General features: G+C 67.6%; 20 protein-coding genes. 16 read left to right on the top strand and 4 right to left on the bottom strand.

Annotated features, from left to right (window positions below; translation table 11 throughout):
- Window positions 1–83: 83 nt before the first annotated feature.
- Together F6Q13_RS14995 and F6Q13_RS14990 are read left to right on the top strand one after the other, a co-directional pair.
- On the top strand, window positions 84–347 hold the full coding sequence (locus F6Q13_RS14995; RefSeq protein ID WP_246216781.1) for a type II toxin-antitoxin system Phd/YefM family antitoxin: 264 nt from the start codon (window positions 84–86) through the stop codon (window positions 345–347).
- A 3-nt stretch (window positions 348–350) separates the two neighbouring features.
- Window positions 351–776 carry a type II toxin-antitoxin system VapC family toxin gene (locus tag F6Q13_RS14990; protein WP_293057993.1) on the top strand — a complete coding sequence of 142 codons (426 nt, stop codon included), beginning with the start codon at window positions 351–353 and terminating at the stop codon, window positions 774–776.
- A gap of 145 nt (window positions 777–921) precedes the next feature.
- Here F6Q13_RS14990 and F6Q13_RS14985 read toward each other — a convergent pair whose 3' ends face one another.
- Both F6Q13_RS14985 and F6Q13_RS14980 read right to left on the bottom strand, forming a co-directional pair.
- Window positions 922–1,638, bottom strand: a complete 717-nt coding sequence (locus F6Q13_RS14985; protein ID WP_293057991.1) for a type 1 glutamine amidotransferase — start codon at window positions 1,636–1,638, stop codon at window positions 922–924.
- Window positions 1,631–2,860: a Mur ligase family protein gene (locus F6Q13_RS14980; RefSeq protein WP_293057989.1), complete on the bottom strand. Its 1,230-nt coding sequence runs from the start codon at window positions 2,858–2,860 to the stop codon at window positions 1,631–1,633. The genes F6Q13_RS14985 and F6Q13_RS14980 overlap by 8 nt, the downstream gene beginning before the upstream one ends.
- 187 nt (window positions 2,861–3,047) lie before the next feature.
- On the opposite strand from F6Q13_RS14980, the gene F6Q13_RS14975 reads away from it, so the two are divergent.
- The gene (locus F6Q13_RS14975; protein WP_293057987.1) at window positions 3,048–4,049 is read left to right on the top strand and encodes a DEDDh family exonuclease; all 1,002 of its coding nucleotides are present in this window, start codon (window positions 3,048–3,050) and stop codon (window positions 4,047–4,049) included.
- On the opposite strand, the gene F6Q13_RS14970 is transcribed toward F6Q13_RS14975, so the two are convergent.
- Together F6Q13_RS14970 and leuA are read right to left on the bottom strand one after the other, a co-directional pair.
- On the bottom strand, window positions 4,046–4,423 hold the full coding sequence (locus tag F6Q13_RS14970; RefSeq protein ID WP_293057985.1) for an SHOCT domain-containing protein: 378 nt from the start codon (window positions 4,421–4,423) through the stop codon (window positions 4,046–4,048). The genes F6Q13_RS14975 and F6Q13_RS14970 overlap by 4 nt on opposite strands.
- A gap of 9 nt (window positions 4,424–4,432) precedes the next feature.
- Window positions 4,433–6,241, bottom strand: coding sequence for a 2-isopropylmalate synthase (leuA, locus tag F6Q13_RS14965; protein ID WP_293058002.1), 1,809 nt, complete (start codon window positions 6,239–6,241; stop codon window positions 4,433–4,435).
- A 284-nt stretch (window positions 6,242–6,525) separates the two neighbouring features.
- Between leuA and F6Q13_RS14960 the strand changes: the two genes are divergently transcribed.
- The 13 genes from F6Q13_RS14960 to F6Q13_RS14895 all read left to right on the top strand — a co-directional run.
- A complete protein-coding gene (locus F6Q13_RS14960) occupies window positions 6,526–7,791 on the top strand; it encodes an aspartate kinase (RefSeq protein ID WP_293057983.1) in 1,266 nt (421 codons plus the stop codon).
- Window positions 7,792–7,793: 2 nt separating this feature from the next.
- Complete coding sequence (locus F6Q13_RS14955; protein ID WP_293057981.1) at window positions 7,794–8,837, top strand: aspartate-semialdehyde dehydrogenase; 1,044 nt, start codon at window positions 7,794–7,796, stop codon at window positions 8,835–8,837.
- A gap of 121 nt (window positions 8,838–8,958) precedes the next feature.
- The gene (locus tag F6Q13_RS14950) at window positions 8,959–10,011 is read left to right on the top strand and encodes a DUF4185 domain-containing protein (RefSeq protein WP_293057979.1); all 1,053 of its coding nucleotides are present in this window, start codon (window positions 8,959–8,961) and stop codon (window positions 10,009–10,011) included.
- 56 nt (window positions 10,012–10,067) lie between these two features.
- Window positions 10,068–10,397 (top strand): hypothetical protein, encoded by a 330-nt coding sequence (locus F6Q13_RS14945; RefSeq protein WP_293058007.1) that lies wholly within the window; start codon window positions 10,068–10,070, stop codon window positions 10,395–10,397.
- Window positions 10,398–10,504: 107 nt separating this feature from the next.
- A complete protein-coding gene (locus F6Q13_RS14940; protein WP_293058005.1) occupies window positions 10,505–10,666 on the top strand; it encodes a hypothetical protein in 162 nt (53 codons plus the stop codon).
- A gap of 226 nt (window positions 10,667–10,892) precedes the next feature.
- On the top strand, window positions 10,893–11,402 hold the full coding sequence (locus tag F6Q13_RS14930; RefSeq protein ID WP_293057977.1) for a hypothetical protein: 510 nt from the start codon (window positions 10,893–10,895) through the stop codon (window positions 11,400–11,402).
- 171 nt (window positions 11,403–11,573) lie between these two features.
- Window positions 11,574–12,218 (top strand): sensor domain-containing protein, encoded by a 645-nt coding sequence (locus tag F6Q13_RS14925; RefSeq protein WP_293057974.1) that lies wholly within the window; start codon window positions 11,574–11,576, stop codon window positions 12,216–12,218.
- Window positions 12,219–12,339: 121 nt separating this feature from the next.
- A complete protein-coding gene (gene egtA / locus F6Q13_RS14920; RefSeq protein WP_293057971.1) occupies window positions 12,340–13,626 on the top strand; it encodes an ergothioneine biosynthesis glutamate--cysteine ligase EgtA in 1,287 nt (428 codons plus the stop codon).
- Window positions 13,623–14,903 (top strand): ergothioneine biosynthesis protein EgtB, encoded by a 1,281-nt coding sequence (egtB, locus tag F6Q13_RS14915; protein WP_293057968.1) that lies wholly within the window; start codon window positions 13,623–13,625, stop codon window positions 14,901–14,903. The genes egtA and egtB overlap by 4 nt, the downstream gene beginning before the upstream one ends.
- On the top strand, window positions 14,903–15,604 hold the full coding sequence (gene egtC, locus F6Q13_RS14910; protein WP_293057965.1) for an ergothioneine biosynthesis protein EgtC: 702 nt from the start codon (window positions 14,903–14,905) through the stop codon (window positions 15,602–15,604). Before egtB ends, egtC begins: the two co-directional genes overlap by 1 nt.
- Complete coding sequence (gene egtD, locus F6Q13_RS14905) at window positions 15,601–16,593, top strand: L-histidine N(alpha)-methyltransferase (protein ID WP_293057962.1); 993 nt, start codon at window positions 15,601–15,603, stop codon at window positions 16,591–16,593. Before egtC ends, egtD begins: the two co-directional genes overlap by 4 nt.
- 150 nt (window positions 16,594–16,743) lie before the next feature.
- Window positions 16,744–17,727: a hypothetical protein gene (locus tag F6Q13_RS14900; RefSeq protein ID WP_293057959.1), complete on the top strand. Its 984-nt coding sequence runs from the start codon at window positions 16,744–16,746 to the stop codon at window positions 17,725–17,727.
- 114 nt (window positions 17,728–17,841) lie between these two features.
- Window positions 17,842–17,926 (top strand): hypothetical protein (locus F6Q13_RS14895; RefSeq protein ID WP_293058000.1); only part of this gene is annotated, 85 nt, incomplete at its 3' end.

The following is a 17,926-nucleotide window of genomic DNA, read 5'->3' as shown; positions in this document are numbered from 1 at the left end:
AGTCTGTCGCGAGGTGGACCAGGCACCGGGGTTTGATCGGGCACGACGTACAAGTTGTTGTTCTTCTGTTGTACACTGCCGTTATGGAGGTTGCGGTGAGTACGTTGCGGGCCGAGCTCGCGGACTGGATCGAGCGTGTCCGTGCCGGCGAGGAGGTCGTCGTGACCGACCGGGGAATCCCGGTCGTTCGGCTGGTGGCCGTGGACGCCGCGCCGCTGCTGGAGCAGCTGACCCGGCAGGGTGTGGTCAGCCGGCCGCGATCGGCGGGCCGGCCCACGGCCAGCGGGGCACCACGCGTGCGTGCTCGAGGGTCGGTCTCCGACCTGGTCAGCGAACAACGTCGCTGACCCGTGCCGATCGTCTACTTCGACAGCAGCGCGTTCGTCAAACTCCTCGTTGAGGAGGATGACAGCGACATCGCCGCGGCGCTCTGGGATGGCTGCGACGCCGCGGTCTCTTCTCGGTTGGCCTACCCCGAGGTGCGCGCGGCGCTGGCGGCTGCCGGCCGTGCACGCCGCTTGGGCACCGACGAACAACTCCAGGCCCAGGTGATGTGGGAAGAGTACTGGGCCGCCACCCGTGCGGTGGAGCTGACTGAGAACATCGCTCACCACGCTGGACATTTAGCCACAGCGCACGCGCTGCGTGGCGCCGACGCGGTCCACCTTGCCAGTGTCCTCGCTATTGGGGTCGACGACGCCGTGTTCGCCGTGTGGGACCAGCGGCTTCGCTCCGCAGCGCAGCAGGTCGCTGTAGGGCTGGCGCCGAGCCAGTAGCCAACCCGGCTAAAGCCAAAGAACCCTCAGCTTGGTGATGTGCGGTAGACCTCTTACAGCTTCTGCCGGTCGACCGGCCCCGGGGACACTTCTCGACGACGTTGTCTGACGGGTGCGCCGCTGCTCGCCCGACGTGCTGAGCTCCTCAGGCGTGCAGCCGTTCTCGACGCAGCAGCTCCACCTCGGGCAGCTCCAACGGTGTGAGCTCACCCACCACCCGGCTCAGCAGCAAATCAGCCAGCTCCGGGTTGCGGGCCAGGCACGGACCGTGCATGTAGGTGGCGATCACGCTGCCCTGCACCACACCGTCAAAGCCGTCCCCGGCGCGGTTGCCACAGCCTTTCAGCACCCGGCCCAGCGGCGCGGCCGCGGGGCCGAGCACCGTGCCGCCGCGGTGATTCTCGAAGCCGCTCAACGGCGCCGTCAGCTCCGTCGGTAGCGGCGTGCTGACCACTTCGCCGATCGTGCGCTTGGCCTGCGGGGAGGTGGTCACGTCGAGCAGACCCACGCCGTCGACCCGTTCCCCCGACGACGTCTCATACCAGCACCCGAGCACCTGGACGGCCGCACAGATCGCCAACACCGGCGCGCCCCGCGCCGCCGCGCGCTGCAGGCCCGGATGCCTGATGAGATGCCTGGTCGCCAGCCGCTGCGCATAGTCCTCGGCACCGCCCAGCGTGTAGAGGTCCAGCGACTCGGGCACCGGGTCGGCCAGCGTGATCTCGACGATCTCCGCGGCGATGCCGCGCAGCCGGAGCCGCTGCCGCAACACCACCGCGTTGCCCCCGTCGCCGTAGGTGCCCATCACGTCGGGCAGCACCAGCCCGATGCGGACCCTGGAATCGGAGCCTGTTTCAGCCACGGCGCTTCAGCACCCTGTTCAGCTGCAGAAACGCGGTGTAGTTGGCGACCACTTCGACACGACCCGGCGGGCAGGACTCGATTGCCCGCATCGTGTCATGCACCAGCGTGTGCGGGACACCGGCGTATTCCAGCCGCACCGCCAGGTCGGTGGCGCGCTCGCCCGCGGCCACCACCGGAACTTCGGCGAAATCCTCGAAGCCCACGTCCCACAGCCAGGACAGGTCCTCGCCATCGGGCACCTGCCCGTTGACCGCGATGACCACCCCGGCGGCGTGCTTGTCCACCATCGAGATCGCTTCCTGCCACCCTGCCGGGTTCTTGGCCAGTAGGATCCGCACGGTGTGCTCGCCAACGCGGAGCCTCCGGTAGCGCCCGGCGACCTCGTCGACCCCGGACACGGCTGCCACCGCGGCCGCCGGGTCGGCCCCGAGTGTGACGGCGGCGGCCACCGCCTGGACGGCGTTGCCGCGGTTCACGGTGCCGGGCAGCGCCAGGCGCATCGGCAACGCCAACCCATTCGGCCCGTAGAGCCGCTCGTCGTCGAACCACCAGTGCGGGCTGGGCCGCCTGAAGTCGGTTCCGGGAGAATACCAATGGCTCTTCTCGCGGACGATCATCTCGCCGGTGCGCGGGCAGCTCACCGAGTCCGCCGACCAGCGGCCGCCTGCCGCCACCCACACCACGGCAGGGCTGTCATAGGCGGCCGACGTCATCAGCACGTCGTCGCAGTTGGCGACGATCACCGTCTTCGGGTGTCGGGCCAACCCGGTCCGCAACCTGCGCTCGATCGTGTTGACCTCGCCGACGCGGTCAAGCTGGTCGCGGGACAGGTTGAGCAGGACGATCACTGCCGTGTCCACCATGTCCAGCACGTGGGGTACGTGCATCTCATCGACCTCCAGCGCTGCCAGCCGAGCGTCGCGGTCGGCGGCCAGTGCTGCCACCAGGCCGGCATCCATATTGGCGCCTTCGGTGTTGGTGGCGACAGCACCCAGGGTGCGCAGCGCGGCTGCGGTCATCCGGGTGGTCGTCGATTTGCCGTTGGTTCCGGTGATGATCACGGTGCGTCGGCCCGCTCCGAGTTGCCGCAGAATCGAGCGGTCCAGTGTCATCGCCACCAGGCCGCCGATCATCGCGCCGGCGCCCCGGCCGGTCACCCGAGAAGCCCAACTTGCGCCGGCACCGGCAACCAGCGCCAGGCGTCCGCGGGCGGTCATCACCCGCGCAGTTTAGGGCGATCGCCAGCGCGGCGTTGACGCCGGGCGCAGCGGGTCGCCCTCGGAGGGGTTTAGGGCGATCGCCAGCGCGGCGTTGACGCCGGGCGCAGCGGGTCGCCCGGGCAGGTTAGCTTCGCGACACGATCCGCAGCGCACCAGCGATGCGGAGTCGGCATGTCATTCTCGCTTCATGGCGGAGTCGCGCAAGACACCATGGGGCCGACCGCCCACCGAACCGGACACCGGGTGGGCGGTGATCGATGTCGAGACCTCGGGCTTTCGACCGGGTAAGGCGCGGATCATCAGCCTCGCGGTGCTGGCCCTCGACGCCGACGGGCGGGTCGAGCGCTCCGTCGTCAGTCTGCTCAACCCCGGGGTTGACCCGGGCCCCACCCACGTACACGGGCTGACCGCCGCGATGCTCGAAGGCCAGCCGCAGTTCGCCGACATCGTCACGGAGGTGGTGGAGGTGTTGCGTGGCCGGACGCTGGTTGCGCACAACGTCGCCTTCGACTACGCATTCCTGGCCGCCGAGGCCGAGCTCGCCGACGCCGAAGTCCCGGTCGACGCCGTGATGTGCACGGTCGAACTGGCCCGCCGACTCGGACTCGGCACCGACAACCTGCGGCTGGAGACGCTGGCCGCGTACTGGGGTGTGACCCGGCAGCGGCCCCATGACGCGTTCGACGACGCGCTGGTGCTCACTCGGGTGTTGGGCGCCGCACTGGAGCAGGCCCGCGAACGCGACGTGTGGCTGCCGGTGCGGCCGGTGAGCCGTCGCCGGTGGCCGGACGGCCGGATCACCCATGACGAGCTCCGGCCGCTGAAGATGCTGGCGTCGCGAATGCCCTGCCCCTACCTCAACCCGGGCCGCTATGTTCGGGGCCGGCCTCTGGTCCAGGGCATGCGGGTGGCGCTGGCGGCCGAGGTGCGACGGACGCACGACGAACTGGTCGAGCGGATGTTGCACGCGGGATTGGCCTACACCGATGCTGTCGATCGCGAAACATCCCTGGTCGTCTGCAACGAGCCCCGGCCCCGCCACGGCAAGGGCTATCTGGCCCGCGAACTGGGTGTGCCGACGGTTTCCGACGCGCAGTTCATCGATTGCGTGGGCAGGGTCGTGGGCGGCACCGGTGTCGAGGACTTCGCCGAGGCCGACAACGTCGCCGAGCAGTTCGCGCTGTTCTAATCCCGAAGCGCCTTCGCCTTCAGCGTCTCGAACTCGGCCTGGGTGATGGCGCCGCCGTCCAGCAACTCCTTGGCGTGCGCGATCTCCTGCACCGGTGTGCGGGCCGCGAGCGTGCCGCTGTGACCGTCACGTCTGGACACGGCGGCCTCGCGGGCGCGGATCGCCATGCCCTCGCCCCGGGCGATCAGGTAGACCAGCGCGGTCAGGTACGGAAAGACGATCAAAAAGATGACCCAGGCCGCCTTGACCCAGCCCGACGTCTGATGGTCACGCCAGAACAGATCGACGACGATGTTGAACAGGATCAGCAGGTAGGCGATGAACGCGAACACGACGATCGCCGACCACAGAAAGTCCCAAAACGTGTGCCACATACTGGCACCCTAACCAGACGCCCTGTTGACCGCCGACACGACGGCGCGCAGCGACGCGGTGGTGATCGACGACGCGATGCCGACTCCCCACACCGTCTTGCCGGCCACCTGCGCCTCCACGTAGGCCGCTGCCTGTGCCTCGGTGCCGGCGGACAGCGCATGCTCGGAGTAGTCCAAGACCTGGACGTCGAAACCGACATGGCCGAGGGCATCGACGAACGCGGCCAGCGGACCGTTTCCGGTGCCGCTGATCTCGGTCTCCACCCCGTCGATCTTGACCGTCGCGGTGATGCTGGTCGTGCCGCCGTCCTCTTCGCTGGCATCCACCCGCTGCTTGATCCGTTCCAGTGGCCGCACCGGCGCCAGGTACTCCTCGGCGAAGGCATCCCACATCTCCTTGGGAGTGACCTCGCCGCCTTCGCCGTCGGTGATCCGCTGAATCACCTGGGAAAACTCGATCTGCAGTCGGCGCGGCAGCGCCAGACCGTGGTCGGCTTTCATGATGTAGGCCACCCCGCCCTTGCCGGACTGCGAGTTGACCCGGATGACCGCCTCGTAGGTGCGTCCGACGTCACGCGGGTCGATGGGCAGATACGGTACTTGCCAGAGCATGTCGTCGACGTCCATACCGGCGGCATCGGCATCGACCTTCATCGCGTCCAGGCCCTTGTTGATGGCGTCCTGGTGGCTGCCGGAGAACGCGGTGTAGACCAGGTCGCCGCCGTAAGGGTGCCGTTCGTGCACCGGCAGCTGGTTGCAGTACTCGACGGTGCGGCGGATTTCGTCGATATTGGAGAAGTCGATCTGCGGGTCCACACCGCGGGAGAACAAATTCAACCCCAGAGTCACCAGGCACACGTTGCCGGTGCGCTCACCGTTGCCGAACAGGCAGCCCTCGATTCGGTCGGCGCCGGCAGCAAAGCCCAATTCGGCTGCGGCGACGGCGGTTCCCCGGTCGTTGTGCGGGTGCAGGCTCAAGATGACGGACTCACGCCGTTTTAAATTGCGGCTCATCCACTCGACCGAGTCGGCGTAGACGTTGGGTGTGGTCATCTCCACCGTGGCCGGCAGGTTGAAGATGATCGGGTTGTCCGGGGTGGGTTCGATGACATCGGCGACCGCGTCGCACACCTGCTTGGCGTACTCCAGCTCGGTGCCGGTGTAGGACTCCGGGGAGTACTCGAACCGCCAGCGGGTGCCGGGGTAACGCGCCGCCTCGTCGAGGCACTTGCGGGCCCCATCGGTGGCGATTTTCAACACGGCGGCGCGGTCGGCGCGAAACACCACCCGTCGTTGCAGGATCGAGGTGGAGTTGTAGAAGTGCACGATCACCCGGGGCGCGCCCTCGCACGCGGTGAACGTCCGCTCGATCAATTCCGGCCGGCACTGGGTGAGTACCTGGATCGTGACATCGTCGGGGATCGCGTCCCGTTCGATGATCTCGCGGACGAAGTCGAAGTCGGCCTGGCTGGCCGACGGGAATCCGACCTCGATTTCCTTGTAGCCCATCATGACCAGCAGGTCGAACATGCGGCGTTTGCGGGCCGGGCTCATCGGGTCGATCAACGCCTGATTGCCGTCGCGCAGGTCGACCGCGCACCACATCGGCGCGTGTGAGATCACCCGGTCTGGCCACGTGCGGTCCGGCAGGCTGATCGGTTCGACTTCCTCGGCGAAGGAACGGTACCGGTTGACCGGCATCGCCGAGCCGCGCTGGGTGTTCCATGCGGGCTGGTCGGCGTTGGGCGGGCCCGCGGGCTTGACGATGGTCCGGGTGGACCGGTATGCGTCGGGCTGGGAAACGGTAGTCACGGTGATTGCTCCGGAATTTATCTGAAGGGCGCCTGCCAAGGCTCAGACCGGCGCATCGCCCATCCCCGCGACGGGAAGCCGGTCTGGATCAGACCCCGTCGCGGCGCCCGAGAAGAAGCACCTGCGCCACGCTGTCACTGTACACGTTGACCCTGCCCCGGGGTGCGGATCACCCGGATCGTCTTCGACGGCGCAGCGTCAACCCCGGCGCAACGCCCGCTATTGTGAAGCGCTCTATTCTGGACGGGATCTCTCTCAGCGATGCCTGCTCGGGCTGGAAGGGTGCGAAAGTGGCGCTCGTCGTGCAGAAGTACGGCGGTTCGTCGGTGGCCGACGCCGAACGGATCCGCCGTGTCGCCGAGCGCATTGTCAATACCAAGAAGCAGGGCAACGACGTCGTGGTGGTGGTCTCGGCGATGGGTGACACCACCGACGGTCTGCTCGAGCTGGCCCAGCAGGTATGCCCGGTTCCGCCGCCCCGCGAGCTGGACATGTTGCTGACCGCCGGCGAGCGCATCTCCAACGCCCTGGTGGCGATGGCGATCGAATCACTCGGCGCGCAGGCCCGGTCCTACACCGGATCGCAGGCCGGGGTCATCACCACCGCCGCCCACGGTAAGGCGAAGATCATCGATGTCACCCCCGCCCGGGTGCAGTCCGCGCTCGCCGACGGTCAGATCGTGCTCGTCGCCGGCTTCCAAGGGGTCAGCCAGGACACCAAGGATGTCACCACGCTGGGCCGGGGCGGCTCGGACACCACCGCTGTCGCGCTGGCTGCCGCGCTGGGTGCCGACGTCTGCGAGATCTACACCGACGTCGACGGCATCTTCACCGCCGACCCGCGGATCGTGCCCAATGCGCGGCGGTTGGCGACCGTCACCTTTGAAGAAATGCTCGAAATGGCGGCCTGCGGCGCCAAAGTCCTGATGCTGCGCTGCGTGGAGTATGCCCGTCGCTACAACATCCCGGTGCACGTCCGCTCGTCGTATTCGGACAAGCCCGGCACCGTCGTCACCGGATCGATCAAGGATATTCCCATGGAAGACCCCATTCTGACCGGCGTTGCGCATGACCGCAGCGAGGCCAAGGTGACCATCGTCGGTATCCCTGACATCCCGGGCTACGCGGCCAAGGTGTTCCGCGCGGTCGCCGACGCCGACATCAACATCGACATGGTGTTGCAGAACGTCTCCAAGATCGAAGGGGGCAAGACCGACATCACTTTCACCTGCCCGCGCGACAGCGGACCGGTCGCGGTGCAGAAGCTGGAGTCGCTCAAGGGGGAGATCGGCTTTTCGCAGGTGCTCTACGACGACCACGTGGGCAAGGTGTCGCTGATCGGTGCGGGGATGCGCAGCCACCCCGGCGTCACCGCGACGTTCTGCGAAACCCTGGCCGGGGTCGGTGTCAATATCGAATTGATCTCCACCTCCGAGATCCGGATCTCGGTGCTGGTCAGAGACACCGAACTAGACAAGGCCGTGCTGGCGCTGCACGAGGCGTTCGGGCTGGGTGGGGAGGAGCCCGCGGTCGTCTATGCCGGGACCGGGCGGTAGCGGTGGCCGGGGTCGGTGTGACGATCGGGATAGTCGGTGCCACCGGGCAGGTGGGCCAGGTGATGCGCACGCTGCTCGAGGACCGCAACTTCCCGGCGAGCGGGGTGCGGTTTTTCGCGTCGTCGCGCTCGCAGGGCCGCAAGCTGGCCTTCCGCGGACAAGAAATCGAGGTCGAGGACACCGAGACCGCCGACCCGGCCGGGCTGGATATCGCGTTGTTCTCCGCCGGGGCGGCGGTGTCGCGGGTGCACGCGCCACGTTTCGCCGCCGCGGGGGTGACGGTGATCGACAACTCGTCGGCGTGGCGCAAGGACGGTCAAGTGCCGCTGGTGGTTTCCGAGGTGAACTTCGCCGCCGCCCGCCATAGACCGAAAGGCATTATCGCCAACCCGAATTGCACCACGATGGCCGCGATGCCGGTGCTCAAGGTGCTGCATGATCAGGCGCAGCTGGTGCGCCTGGTGGTCTCCACCTACCAGGCTGTCTCCGGCAGTGGGGTGGCCGGAGTGGCGGAGCTGGCCGGACAGGCCCGTGCTGTCGTCGAGGGTGTCGAGAAGCTGGTGCACGACGGCAGCGCGCTGGAGTTTCCCGAACCCAAGACCTACGTCGCGCCGATAGCGTTCAACGTGGTGCCGTTGGCCGGGTCGCTGGTCGACGACGGCTCCGGGGAGACCGACGAGGATCAGAAGCTTCGCAACGAAAGCCGCAAGATCTTGGGCATCCCCGACCTTGCGGTCAGCGGAACCTGCGTGCGGGTTCCGGTGTTCACCGGACACTGTCTGTCGATCAATGCCGAGTTCGCTCAATCGCTTTCGCCTGAACGTGCCCGTGAGTTACTCGACGGCGCCCCGGGCGTCAAGCTGGTCGACGTGCCGACGCCGCTGGCCGCGGCCGGCATCGACGAATCGCTGGTCGGCCGGATCCGCACCGACCCGGGCGTGCCGGAAGGTCGGGGTCTCGCGCTGTTCGTCGCGGGTGATAACTTGCGCAAAGGGGCGGCGCTGAACACGATCCAGATCGCCGAGCTGCTGGCCGCTGAATTGTGATCCCGGGGTGAGTCCGCCCGACGCCAGCCGCGTTGTGCGTTCCTCGCTGCGGGCCGCTTTCGCGGCGTATATCCTACTAGCGCAGAGCTTTTCGTTTGCTCATGCGGATCCGCCCGCGCCGATGCCGGAACCGATCCTGCCCCCGCTGGCGCCCGGGGAGGTGATTCGGATCGGCCCGGCCGCCGGAACCGGCACACCCACTCGCGACTATGGCGTCGGTGCCACCGATCTGTGTGTGTTCATGGAGTTCCCCACCGAAGTGCTTCAGGTGTGCGGGGACAGCTTCGCCGGTGAGGGTGTCGGTTTTGGTGGCCACTATTCGCCGATCGCCTTGCGGGTGGACACCTCCTCGGTCGACGAGTCGGCCGGGGTGACCTACCGCGGGGTTATCGGCGTGTGGGCGCCGCTGTTGGCCGAACCCACCCCACCGGGCGCCTCGCAGCTGCCCGCCGGTGTCGTTCAGATCAACCGGCAGAACTACCTGCTGGTCACCACCGCTGAAAATCTGGTGCCACGGAGCTCGCGATTGGTGAAAGCCGAACCGATGCATGGGAATTGGCAGACGGTGCCCGGGTCGGTGCGGCAGGCGTCCTACCAGGGCGGCGGGCAGTCGCAGATCAGCGGTTTCTACGACCCGATCCCGACTGCCGAGTCACCGCACGGGTGGGTGTACATCGTGGCCGACGACTTCGACCGAACCCACCCGGTGGTGCTCTACCGGTCGACGCCGGAGAACTTCACCGACCGGTCGAAGTGGCAGGGTTGGGCGGGCGGCCCCGGCGGCGGCTGGAAGAAACCCCCGACTCCGTTGTGGGGTGACCAGATCGGCGAGATGAGCTTCAAGCAGATCGACGGTAAGGCGGTGCTGTCGTATTTCAACGCCAGCACGGGAAACATGGAGGTCCGGGTGGCCAACGATCCGACCTCGCTGGGTACGGCGCCGGTCACGACGGTCGTGCAACACGTCGACGATTGGCCCGAGCCGGCCGACAGTCTGCCGCCGCCCTGGGACAATCGGCTGGCTCAGCCCTACGGCGGCTACATCTCCCCGGGTTCGACTCTCGACGAGTTGCGGATATTCGTCAGCCAGTGGGACAACAGCGACCCGCGTGCCCGCGCGCCGTACCGGGTGATTCAGTTCGCGGTCAACCCGTTCAAGCCCGACGACTCATAGCGGGCTCATAACTGAGACCTAGCCGGTGCTAGTCGTTGGTTCCGCATCATTGCCCCATGAGTGAAGTTCCTGAAATCCACAACACGTCGACCTCGGTCGCCTCCCGGCCGGCCCAACCTTTTTGGCTCTACCGGTTCGCGGCCTGGGTCGCGATCGTCGCCGGGATCGTATTCATCACCGCGGTGATCTTCTTCGCCGGTGTTTTTTTCGCCCACCACGGCGGTTACCACGGTCATAGGTGTCATCACCACCGCCACCACCATTCCATGGTCAAGCCGGGTGGTCACCATCACGGGGCCGGCGGTGACAGCGGAACCAGCGCCCCACCCGGGCCTGGGCAGCCGCCCCGATCCGCGCTGCCCTCGAATGCCCCGGCGACCCCGTAGCACAGCGTTCCCACGTCCACCAGCCCGGCGCCCCGATGGGACGCCGGGCTGATTTCCGGGTATCGGACAACCCGTAGCCGCCGGCGTCGTGCGGCATCATGCTGGATATGAGTCAGTCAACCAGATCGTCGACCTCGCCGGCTCCCGCGTCGCTGCAGCAGCCCGACGGGCTTTACGATGCCGCGGCATGGGTTGCCATCATCGCCGGGCTGCTGTTGATCGTCGTGTCGATCCTGTCTGTCGCCGGTATGGTCGGCTGCTGGTTGTGATCCAGCGGCGGGCGGGAGAGCGGCAAAGACAATCGCAGCGGAAAAGTCAGTAGTGATGTGGCGACTTGAGCACTGTGATGTGCTTGTTGGCCTGCCCGATATACCAGCCGGTGTTGGTCATCGAGGCGCCGTGACCAGCACCCGCGTCGCCGCTGGAGCTGACAATTCAGCGTGATTTCATGTCCATCCCTTCCGTCGCCGCACCTGGCGCCTGCATGATCAAGCCATGACTGAGACACCCGAACCCGCCAGCCAGCCCACCACCGCTGCGCCGCTGCCATCTGCGACGGACGCGGCAAAGCCGAGTCGTCTCTACCGGGCTGCGGCGTGGGTGGTGATCGTCGCGGGCATCGTTTTCGTGATCGCGACGATCTTCTTCACCGGTGCCTACGTCACCGGCTACCACCACCACTGGCACCACCACCACCGGGATATGCAGCAGCCCGGCATGCCCGGCGGCCCGCCGCCCGGCGCCGGGCAGTGGCTTTTCGTTTTTCCCGGTCCCAGTGGCCCCGGCATGGGTCCGGGGGGCCCCGGCATGGGTCCGGGCGGTCCGGGCATGGGTCCGGGCGGTCCGGGCATGGGCCCGGGTATGGGTCCGGGGGGTCCCGGTATGGGCCCGGGTATGGGTCCTGGGGGTCCGGGCATGGGCCCGGGTATGGGTCCCGGTGGTCCCGGTATGGGCCCGGGGCAATCGCCATCGCCCGGCTCGCCCGCGCCGCGGCCACGCGCCTGAAACTCCCGGGCGGCTACCGGACACGACGTGGCGCCCGGGCTTCTGTTTGGCAGGTGGTCTTGGCAAGATCGACGCCATGGGCATCGATGTCGTCGACACAGCGGAGGCGACCGCCCCCGGACGGTACGTCACCGCCCCCAGGGGCAACGTCGACCTCTCGGCCACAGTCTGATGCGGGTCACCGCCGGCGCGGTGAGCATGGCGGTGGTCGCCGCAGCATTCGCGCCTCCTGTCGCGGCCGCCGGCCCGTCGAGTCCCGGTGTGGTGAACTATGCCGTGCTGGGCAAGGGTTCGGTGGGCAATATCGTCGGCGGGCCGATGCGCGCCGAATCGATGTTCACCGAGCCGTTCCAGGCGTACTGGGTCGACGACCCGGTGTGCAACAACTGGGCTGACATCGGTTTGCCGGAGGTCTACGACGACCCCGATCTCGCGTCGTTTGCCGGCGCCACCACGCAAACCTCGCCCACTGACCAAAACCACCTGGTCAAACAGGCGGTGGGCGTCTTTGCCACCGGTGCCGCGGCCGACCGGGCCTTCCACCGCGTCGTGGACCGCACCGTCGGCTGTTCGGGGCAAACGACCGCGATTCATCTCGACAACGGAACCACCCAGGTGTGGTCCTTTGCCGGTGGCCCGCCGAGCGCCACCGACGAGACGTGGACCAAACAGGAAGTCGGCACCGACCGGCGCTGCTTCACCCAGACCCGGGTGCTGGACAACGTATTGCTGCAGGCGAAAGTCTGCCAGCCAGGCAACGGGGGACTCGCGTTGAACGTGCTGGTCGGGGCCATGGAGAACGCGCTCGGGCAATAAAGCAGCCGCACCGGCCGTACCGGGAAGGGGGAACGGATGGCTCACGGTTGGCTATCGTGGCGGTAATCGCTTGCACAGCAGCGGTCCGCGGACCAGGTCCGGACCTGGAGGCATCGGGAATATGGCGTCTGCCGTCGCGTCAGGGCTGGTCCCTACCTGCCGGGCCGACGGCGCGCTAACCGGGTCGTTGGACGCTGCGCGCTACGTCACCGACGGTTGTTTGACCGACGGTCCGCTGGGACGGGTCGGCCTGGAACTGGAGGCGCATTGCTTCGATCCGCTCGAACCACGCCGCAGACCGGTCTGGGACGAGATCACCGGTGTGCTGGCGGTGCTGCCGCCGCTGCCGGGCGGCAGCACGGTCACCGTCGAACCCGGGGGCGCGGTCGAACTGTCCGGCCCGCCCGCCGAGGACGTGCTGGCGGCGATTGAGGCGACAGACAGCGACCAGGCGGTACTGCGCGCGGCGTTCGCCGCCGCCGGGCTGGGGCTGGTGTTGCTGGGCACCGACCCGTTGCGGCCGGCTTGCCGGGTCAATCAGGAGGCGCGCTACCACGCCATGGAGCGGTTCTTCGTCGCCAGCCGCACCGGTGCGGCGGGTGCGGCCATGATGACCTCGACGGCCTCGGTGCAGGTCAACCTCGACGCCGGGCCCCGGTCCGGTTGGTCCGCACGGGTGCGACTGGCCCATGCGCTGGGACCCACCATGATCGCCATCACCGCTAATTCACCACTTTTGGGCGGAAAGTTCTCCGGCTGGCAATCGACCCGCCAGCGGGTGTGGGGTGAGCTGGATTCCGCGCGGTGCGGGCCCGTCTTGACCGTCGGCGGTGAGGAACCGGGCAGCGACTGGGCACGCTATGCGCTCAAGGCGCCGGTGATGCTCCATACCGGGCCCGACGGCGCTGCGGTGCCGGTCACCCGCAACGTCCCGTTCACCGACTGGGCCGACGGCCGCGTCCTGCTGGGCGGGCGTCTTCCGACCACGGACGACCTGGACTACCACCTGACCACGCTGTTCCCGCCGGTGCGTCCCCGCGGCTGGCTGGAGATCCGCTACCTTGACGCCGTTCCCGACGACGTCTGGCCCGCGGTGGTGTTCACCCTGGTGACGTTGCTCGACGACGGGACTGCCGCCGATCTGGCCGCCGACGCCGTCGAGCCGGTCACCGCGGCCTGGGACACCGCCGCCCGCGTGGGGCTGGCCGACCGGCGGCTGTATGCGGCCGCCAACCGCTGTGTGGGCATCGCCGCCGACCGGGCGCCGAGGCCGCTGCTCGACACCATGGACCGGCTGGTCCAAGCGGTGGAGCAGGGCCGCTGCCCGGCCGACGACTTCGCCGAGCAGGTGATCGAGCACGGCATCGCCCCGATGATCACCCGGTTGGCCCAAGGATCGCCGTCATGAGCTCACCCGACACCCTGGCGGCCGCGCTGACGGCGGCGCGGGAGCGCACGTTGCGGCTCGTCGACTTCGACGACGACGAACTGTGCCGCCAATACGACCCGTTGATGAGCCCGCTGGTGTGGGATCTCGCGCATATCGGCCAGCAAGAAGAACTCTGGTTGCTGCGCGGCGGTAACCCGGACCGTCCGGGGATGCTCTCGCCCGGCGTCGACAAGCTCTACGACGCGTTCCTGCACTCCCGCGCCAGCCGCGTGGACCTTCCGCTGCTCTCGCCGACTCAGGCGCGGACGTACTGCCGCAGCGTGCGGTCGGCCGTGCTGGACGCTCTCGATGCGTTGCCCGGTGAGGATGACGGCTTCGTGTTCGCGATGGTGGTCAGCCACGAGCATCAGCACGACGAGACCATGCTGCAGGCGTTGAACTTGCGGGTCGGCCCGCCGTTGCTGAGCGGGGGAGCAGCGCTGCCGGCCGGCCGGCCGGGTCTGGCCGGAACGTCGGTCCTGGTGCCCGGCGGTCCGTTCGTGTTGGGCGTCGACTCCGCGCGTGAACCGTATTCGCTGGATAACGAACGACCCGCCCACGTGGTCGACGTACCGACCTTTCGGATCGGGCGCGTCCCGGTCACCAACGGCGAATGGCGGCAGTTCGTCGACGCCGGCGGCTACCGGCAGCCGCAATGGTGGTCGGAGCGCGGCTGGCGGTATTGCCGCCAGGCCGGCCTGACCGCTCCGCAATTCTGGAACCACGACGGGCACAGCCGCACCCGCTTCGGCCATCAGGAGACGATTCCGGCTGACGAACCCGTCCAGCATGTCAGCTATTTCGAAGCCGAGGCCTACGCCGCGTGGGCCGGCGCCCGGCTGCCCACCGAAGTCGAATGGGAGAAGGCCTGTGCCTGGGACCCGGCGGCGGGCGCGCGCCGCCGCTACCCGTGGGGCGACGACGATCCGTCGGCTGCGCATGCCAACCTCGGCGGTGCCGCGCTGCGCCCCGCGCCGGTCGGTGCCTACCCGGCCGGTGCGTCGGCCTACGGCGCCGAACAGATGCTCGGCGATGTCTGGGAGTGGACCAGCTCAGCGCTGCAGCCGTGGCCCGGATTCACCCCGATGATCTACCAGCGTTACTCACAGCCGTTCTTCGGCGGGGACTACCGGGTCCTGCGCGGCGGGTCATGGGCGGTGGATCCGGGCATTCTGCGACCCAGCTTCCGCAACTGGGATCATCCGTACCGGCGGCAGATCTTCTGCGGCGTCCGGTTGGCGTGGTCGGTCGACTGATGTGCCGTCACCTCGGATGGCTCGGCGGCGAGGTTGCCCTGTCCGCACTGGTGCTCGACCCGCCGCACGGGCTGCGGGTGCAGTCGTATGCGCCGCGCCGGCAGAAACACGGCGTGATTAACGCCGACGGCTGGGGTGTCGGCTTTTTCGACGGTGTGACGCCGCGACGGTGGCGCAGCACCACGCCGCTGTGGGGCGATGCGTCTTTCGCTTCGGTCGCGCCGGCGCTTCGCAGCCACTGTGTGGTGGCCTCGGTGCGCTCCGCGAGCGCAGGCATGCCCATCGAAACCGGCGCGACCGCCCCGTTCACCGACGGGCAGTGGCTGCTGGCACACAACGGGGTCGTCGACCGTTCGGTGCTGCCCGGCACCGCATCGGCCGAACCCGTCTGCGACAGCGCGGTGTTGGCGGCTCTGATTTTCGATCGCGGACTCGACGCGCTGGCTGGGGTGATCGCGCAGATCGGTGCCGAGGATCCGGGTGCTCGGCTGAACATCCTGGCTGCCAATGGTTCTCGACTCTTGGCCACTACGTGGGGTGACACCCTGTCGGTCTTGCGCCGTGACGATGGCGTGGTGGTAGCCAGCGAACCCTACGACGACGACCCCGGCTGGGAGGACGTTCCCGACCACACCCTGGTCGACGTCACCGCAGACGGCGTGAGGTTGACCGCACTCGAATACCCGAAGGGACCGCGATGACACTGACCCTGTCCAATCATCTGGGTGCGGACTCGGCGTACCGCGCACTGCGCCGCGACGTCCTCGAGGGGCTTACGTGCTCCCCGAAGTCGTTGCCGCCGAAATGGTTCTACGATTCGGTCGGCAGTGACCTGTTCGACCAGATAACCCGACTACCGGAGTACTATCCGACGCGGGCCGAGGCGGAGATCCTGCGTGCCCGGTCCGGAGAGGTGGCCGCGTTGACCGGGGCTGACACGCTGGTCGAACTGGGCAGCGGGACATCGGCGAAAACCCGGATGCTGCTCGACGCATTGCGCGACGGCGGCGTGCTGCGAAGATTCGTGCCGTTCGATGTCGACGCCGGCATGCTTGAAGCGGCGGCGAACGCCATTCAGCGCTGCTACCCCGGCGTCGAGATCAACGCTGTATGCGGCGATTTCGAGGAACACCTGACCGAAATTCCCCGAGAGGGCCGTCGGCTGTTCGCGTTCTTGGGATCGACGATCGGCAACCTCACTCCCGAACCACGTGCCAAGTTCCTGGCCTCACTGGCTGCGGTGATGCATCCGGGCGACGGTCTGCTGCTGGGCACCGATCTGGTCAAAGACACCGGCCGGCTCATCCGCGCCTACGACGACGCCGCCGGCGTGACAGCGGCGTTCAACCGCAACGTGCTCGCAGTGATCAACCGCGAACTCGAGGCCGATTTCGAGGTCAGCGCATATGCCCACGTCGCTCGTTGGAACGCCGCCGAGGAACGGATGGAGATGTGGCTGCGGGCCGATAGCGCCCAGCGGGTGCGCGTCGGTGCACTCGGTTTGATCGTGGAGTTCGCCGCGGGTGAGGAAATGCTCACCGAGGTGTCGTGCAAGTTCCGCCGGGAGGCGGTGACCGCCGAGCTCGCTGCCGCGGGATTGCGCCAAACCCACTGGTGGACCGACAACGCGGGCGACTTCGGCGTGTCGCTGGCGGTCAGGTCAGATATGGTCGGTCCAGAGCATATGTAGTGTCTGGGGTTGTTTGAGATGGTCATCCGTGCGTTCGGGGTCGGAACAGGCCTGGCTGCCGTAGCAGCGATGATCGGGGTGCCTGTCGCCCACGCCGAGGGCGGCATCGACGAGATCAACGGCTGGACGGTGACACCGACCAGCGACACCGTGGAATTGCTGACCAACAACGCCACCCTGTCGGACCCCGGCGATACGCTGGGACTGGGCACATCGCCGATCGCCGGTGAGTGGCTCAGCGAACCCGCGACGCTGAGCAGCGTCGGGTCCTTCGAGTCGTTCTCCACACCGGATGCCCTGCTTTCTGCCAGTTACCTTATGATCCAGGACAACTGGTTACCCGGACTGGAGTTCGTGGGAATCCAAACCGGCCGGGACAACGATCTCCTCGCATTCCTGGTGCCCGTCGACGGAGGCAAACATATGGTCGATCTGGTTAACTTCGGCGCCGGCGACGTCCCGCCGCTGGTCAACCCGGATGCCACCGGCCCGATCGACGTGGGCGGGGTACAGCAGGCATCGCCGCAGGACGGAGCGCTGCTCAACGACCTCGCCGGTGCGCTGTTCCAGGGCGAGACTGCTGATTGGAGCAAGGCGACGACACTGTTTGCTGATCTGCTCGGCACCGACCCGCCGGATGCCTCCGCAGCGATGGCCGACTCGGGCGCGGCTGCCGCTTCCGGCGCAGCTGAGCTGCTCAGCCAGGCCGGCGCGAACCTGGCCGAGGCCCAGAGCGCGATCACCATGCCGCTCGAGGTGTCCACCACTACAGTCCTCGACTTACTTGGCAACCTGGGCGCGGTAGTCACTGGGGGATTTGAGGCGGGCATTGGTACCGGGATGGCCAAAGCAGTTGTCGATCAACTTCAGTCGGCGGAGTCCATCATCTCCGCTCACGACGGCGGCTTGTCCACTCAGGTTGCCCAGCTGTTCTTCGATCCCCTCAATCAGGATTGGGTCACCACCAGCGCAGCTTTGTTGCACGCCGACCAGGCATTTGAAGGCGCCCTCACCAGCGGTTCCGGCTTTGACACCGCCGATGCTTCGCTGTTCACGGTCGACCTGCAGGTGTTCGGCGATGTCGTCAACTCCCTTCCCTTTCTCGATGTCGCCAACCTCGTCAACCTGTTCTGACCGGCGACGAACGCCATACCGCGCCGATTCGCTCAACCTGACTGGCTACCATGCCAGCTCCCACAGGAGTGATGATGGACGATTGCGTGCAGCCAAAGCGCCCAGGGAGAACAGATGGCCGATTTCGGTGAGTTCATAATCTCGATCGACCAGGGCACCACCAGCACCCGCTGCATGATCTTCGACCACGACGGGGTCG

The sequence above is a fragment of the Mycobacterium sp. genome, from assembly GCF_008709575.1.
In the GTDB taxonomy this organism is placed as follows: Bacteria; Actinomycetota; Actinomycetes; order Mycobacteriales; family Mycobacteriaceae; genus Mycobacterium.
The sequence above is the reverse complement of the archived record's forward strand: the minus strand, read 5'-3'. Positions and strand labels throughout refer to the sequence as shown.

Coding starts and splice junctions, on each gene's coding strand:
- F6Q13_RS14995 (WP_246216781.1), top strand. CDS start 84: ATGGAGGTTGCGGTGAGTACGTTGCGGGCCGAGCTCGCGGACTGGATC.
- F6Q13_RS14975 (WP_293057987.1), top strand. CDS start 3,048: ATGGCGGAGTCGCGCAAGACACCATGGGGCCGACCGCCCACCGAACCG.
- F6Q13_RS14970 (WP_293057985.1), bottom strand. CDS start 4,423: ATGTGGCACACGTTTTGGGACTTTCTGTGGTCGGCGATCGTCGTGTTC.
- F6Q13_RS14950 (WP_293057979.1), top strand. CDS start 8,959: ATGCCGGAACCGATCCTGCCCCCGCTGGCGCCCGGGGAGGTGATTCGG.
- F6Q13_RS14945 (WP_293058007.1), top strand. CDS start 10,068: ATGAGTGAAGTTCCTGAAATCCACAACACGTCGACCTCGGTCGCCTCC.
- F6Q13_RS14940 (WP_293058005.1), top strand. CDS start 10,505: ATGAGTCAGTCAACCAGATCGTCGACCTCGCCGGCTCCCGCGTCGCTG.
- F6Q13_RS14930 (WP_293057977.1), top strand. CDS start 10,893: ATGACTGAGACACCCGAACCCGCCAGCCAGCCCACCACCGCTGCGCCG.
- F6Q13_RS14925 (WP_293057974.1), top strand. CDS start 11,574: ATGCGGGTCACCGCCGGCGCGGTGAGCATGGCGGTGGTCGCCGCAGCA.
- egtA (WP_293057971.1), top strand. CDS start 12,340: ATGGCGTCTGCCGTCGCGTCAGGGCTGGTCCCTACCTGCCGGGCCGAC.
- egtB (WP_293057968.1), top strand. CDS start 13,623: ATGAGCTCACCCGACACCCTGGCGGCCGCGCTGACGGCGGCGCGGGAG.
- egtC (WP_293057965.1), top strand. CDS start 14,903: ATGTGCCGTCACCTCGGATGGCTCGGCGGCGAGGTTGCCCTGTCCGCA.
- egtD (WP_293057962.1), top strand. CDS start 15,601: ATGACACTGACCCTGTCCAATCATCTGGGTGCGGACTCGGCGTACCGC.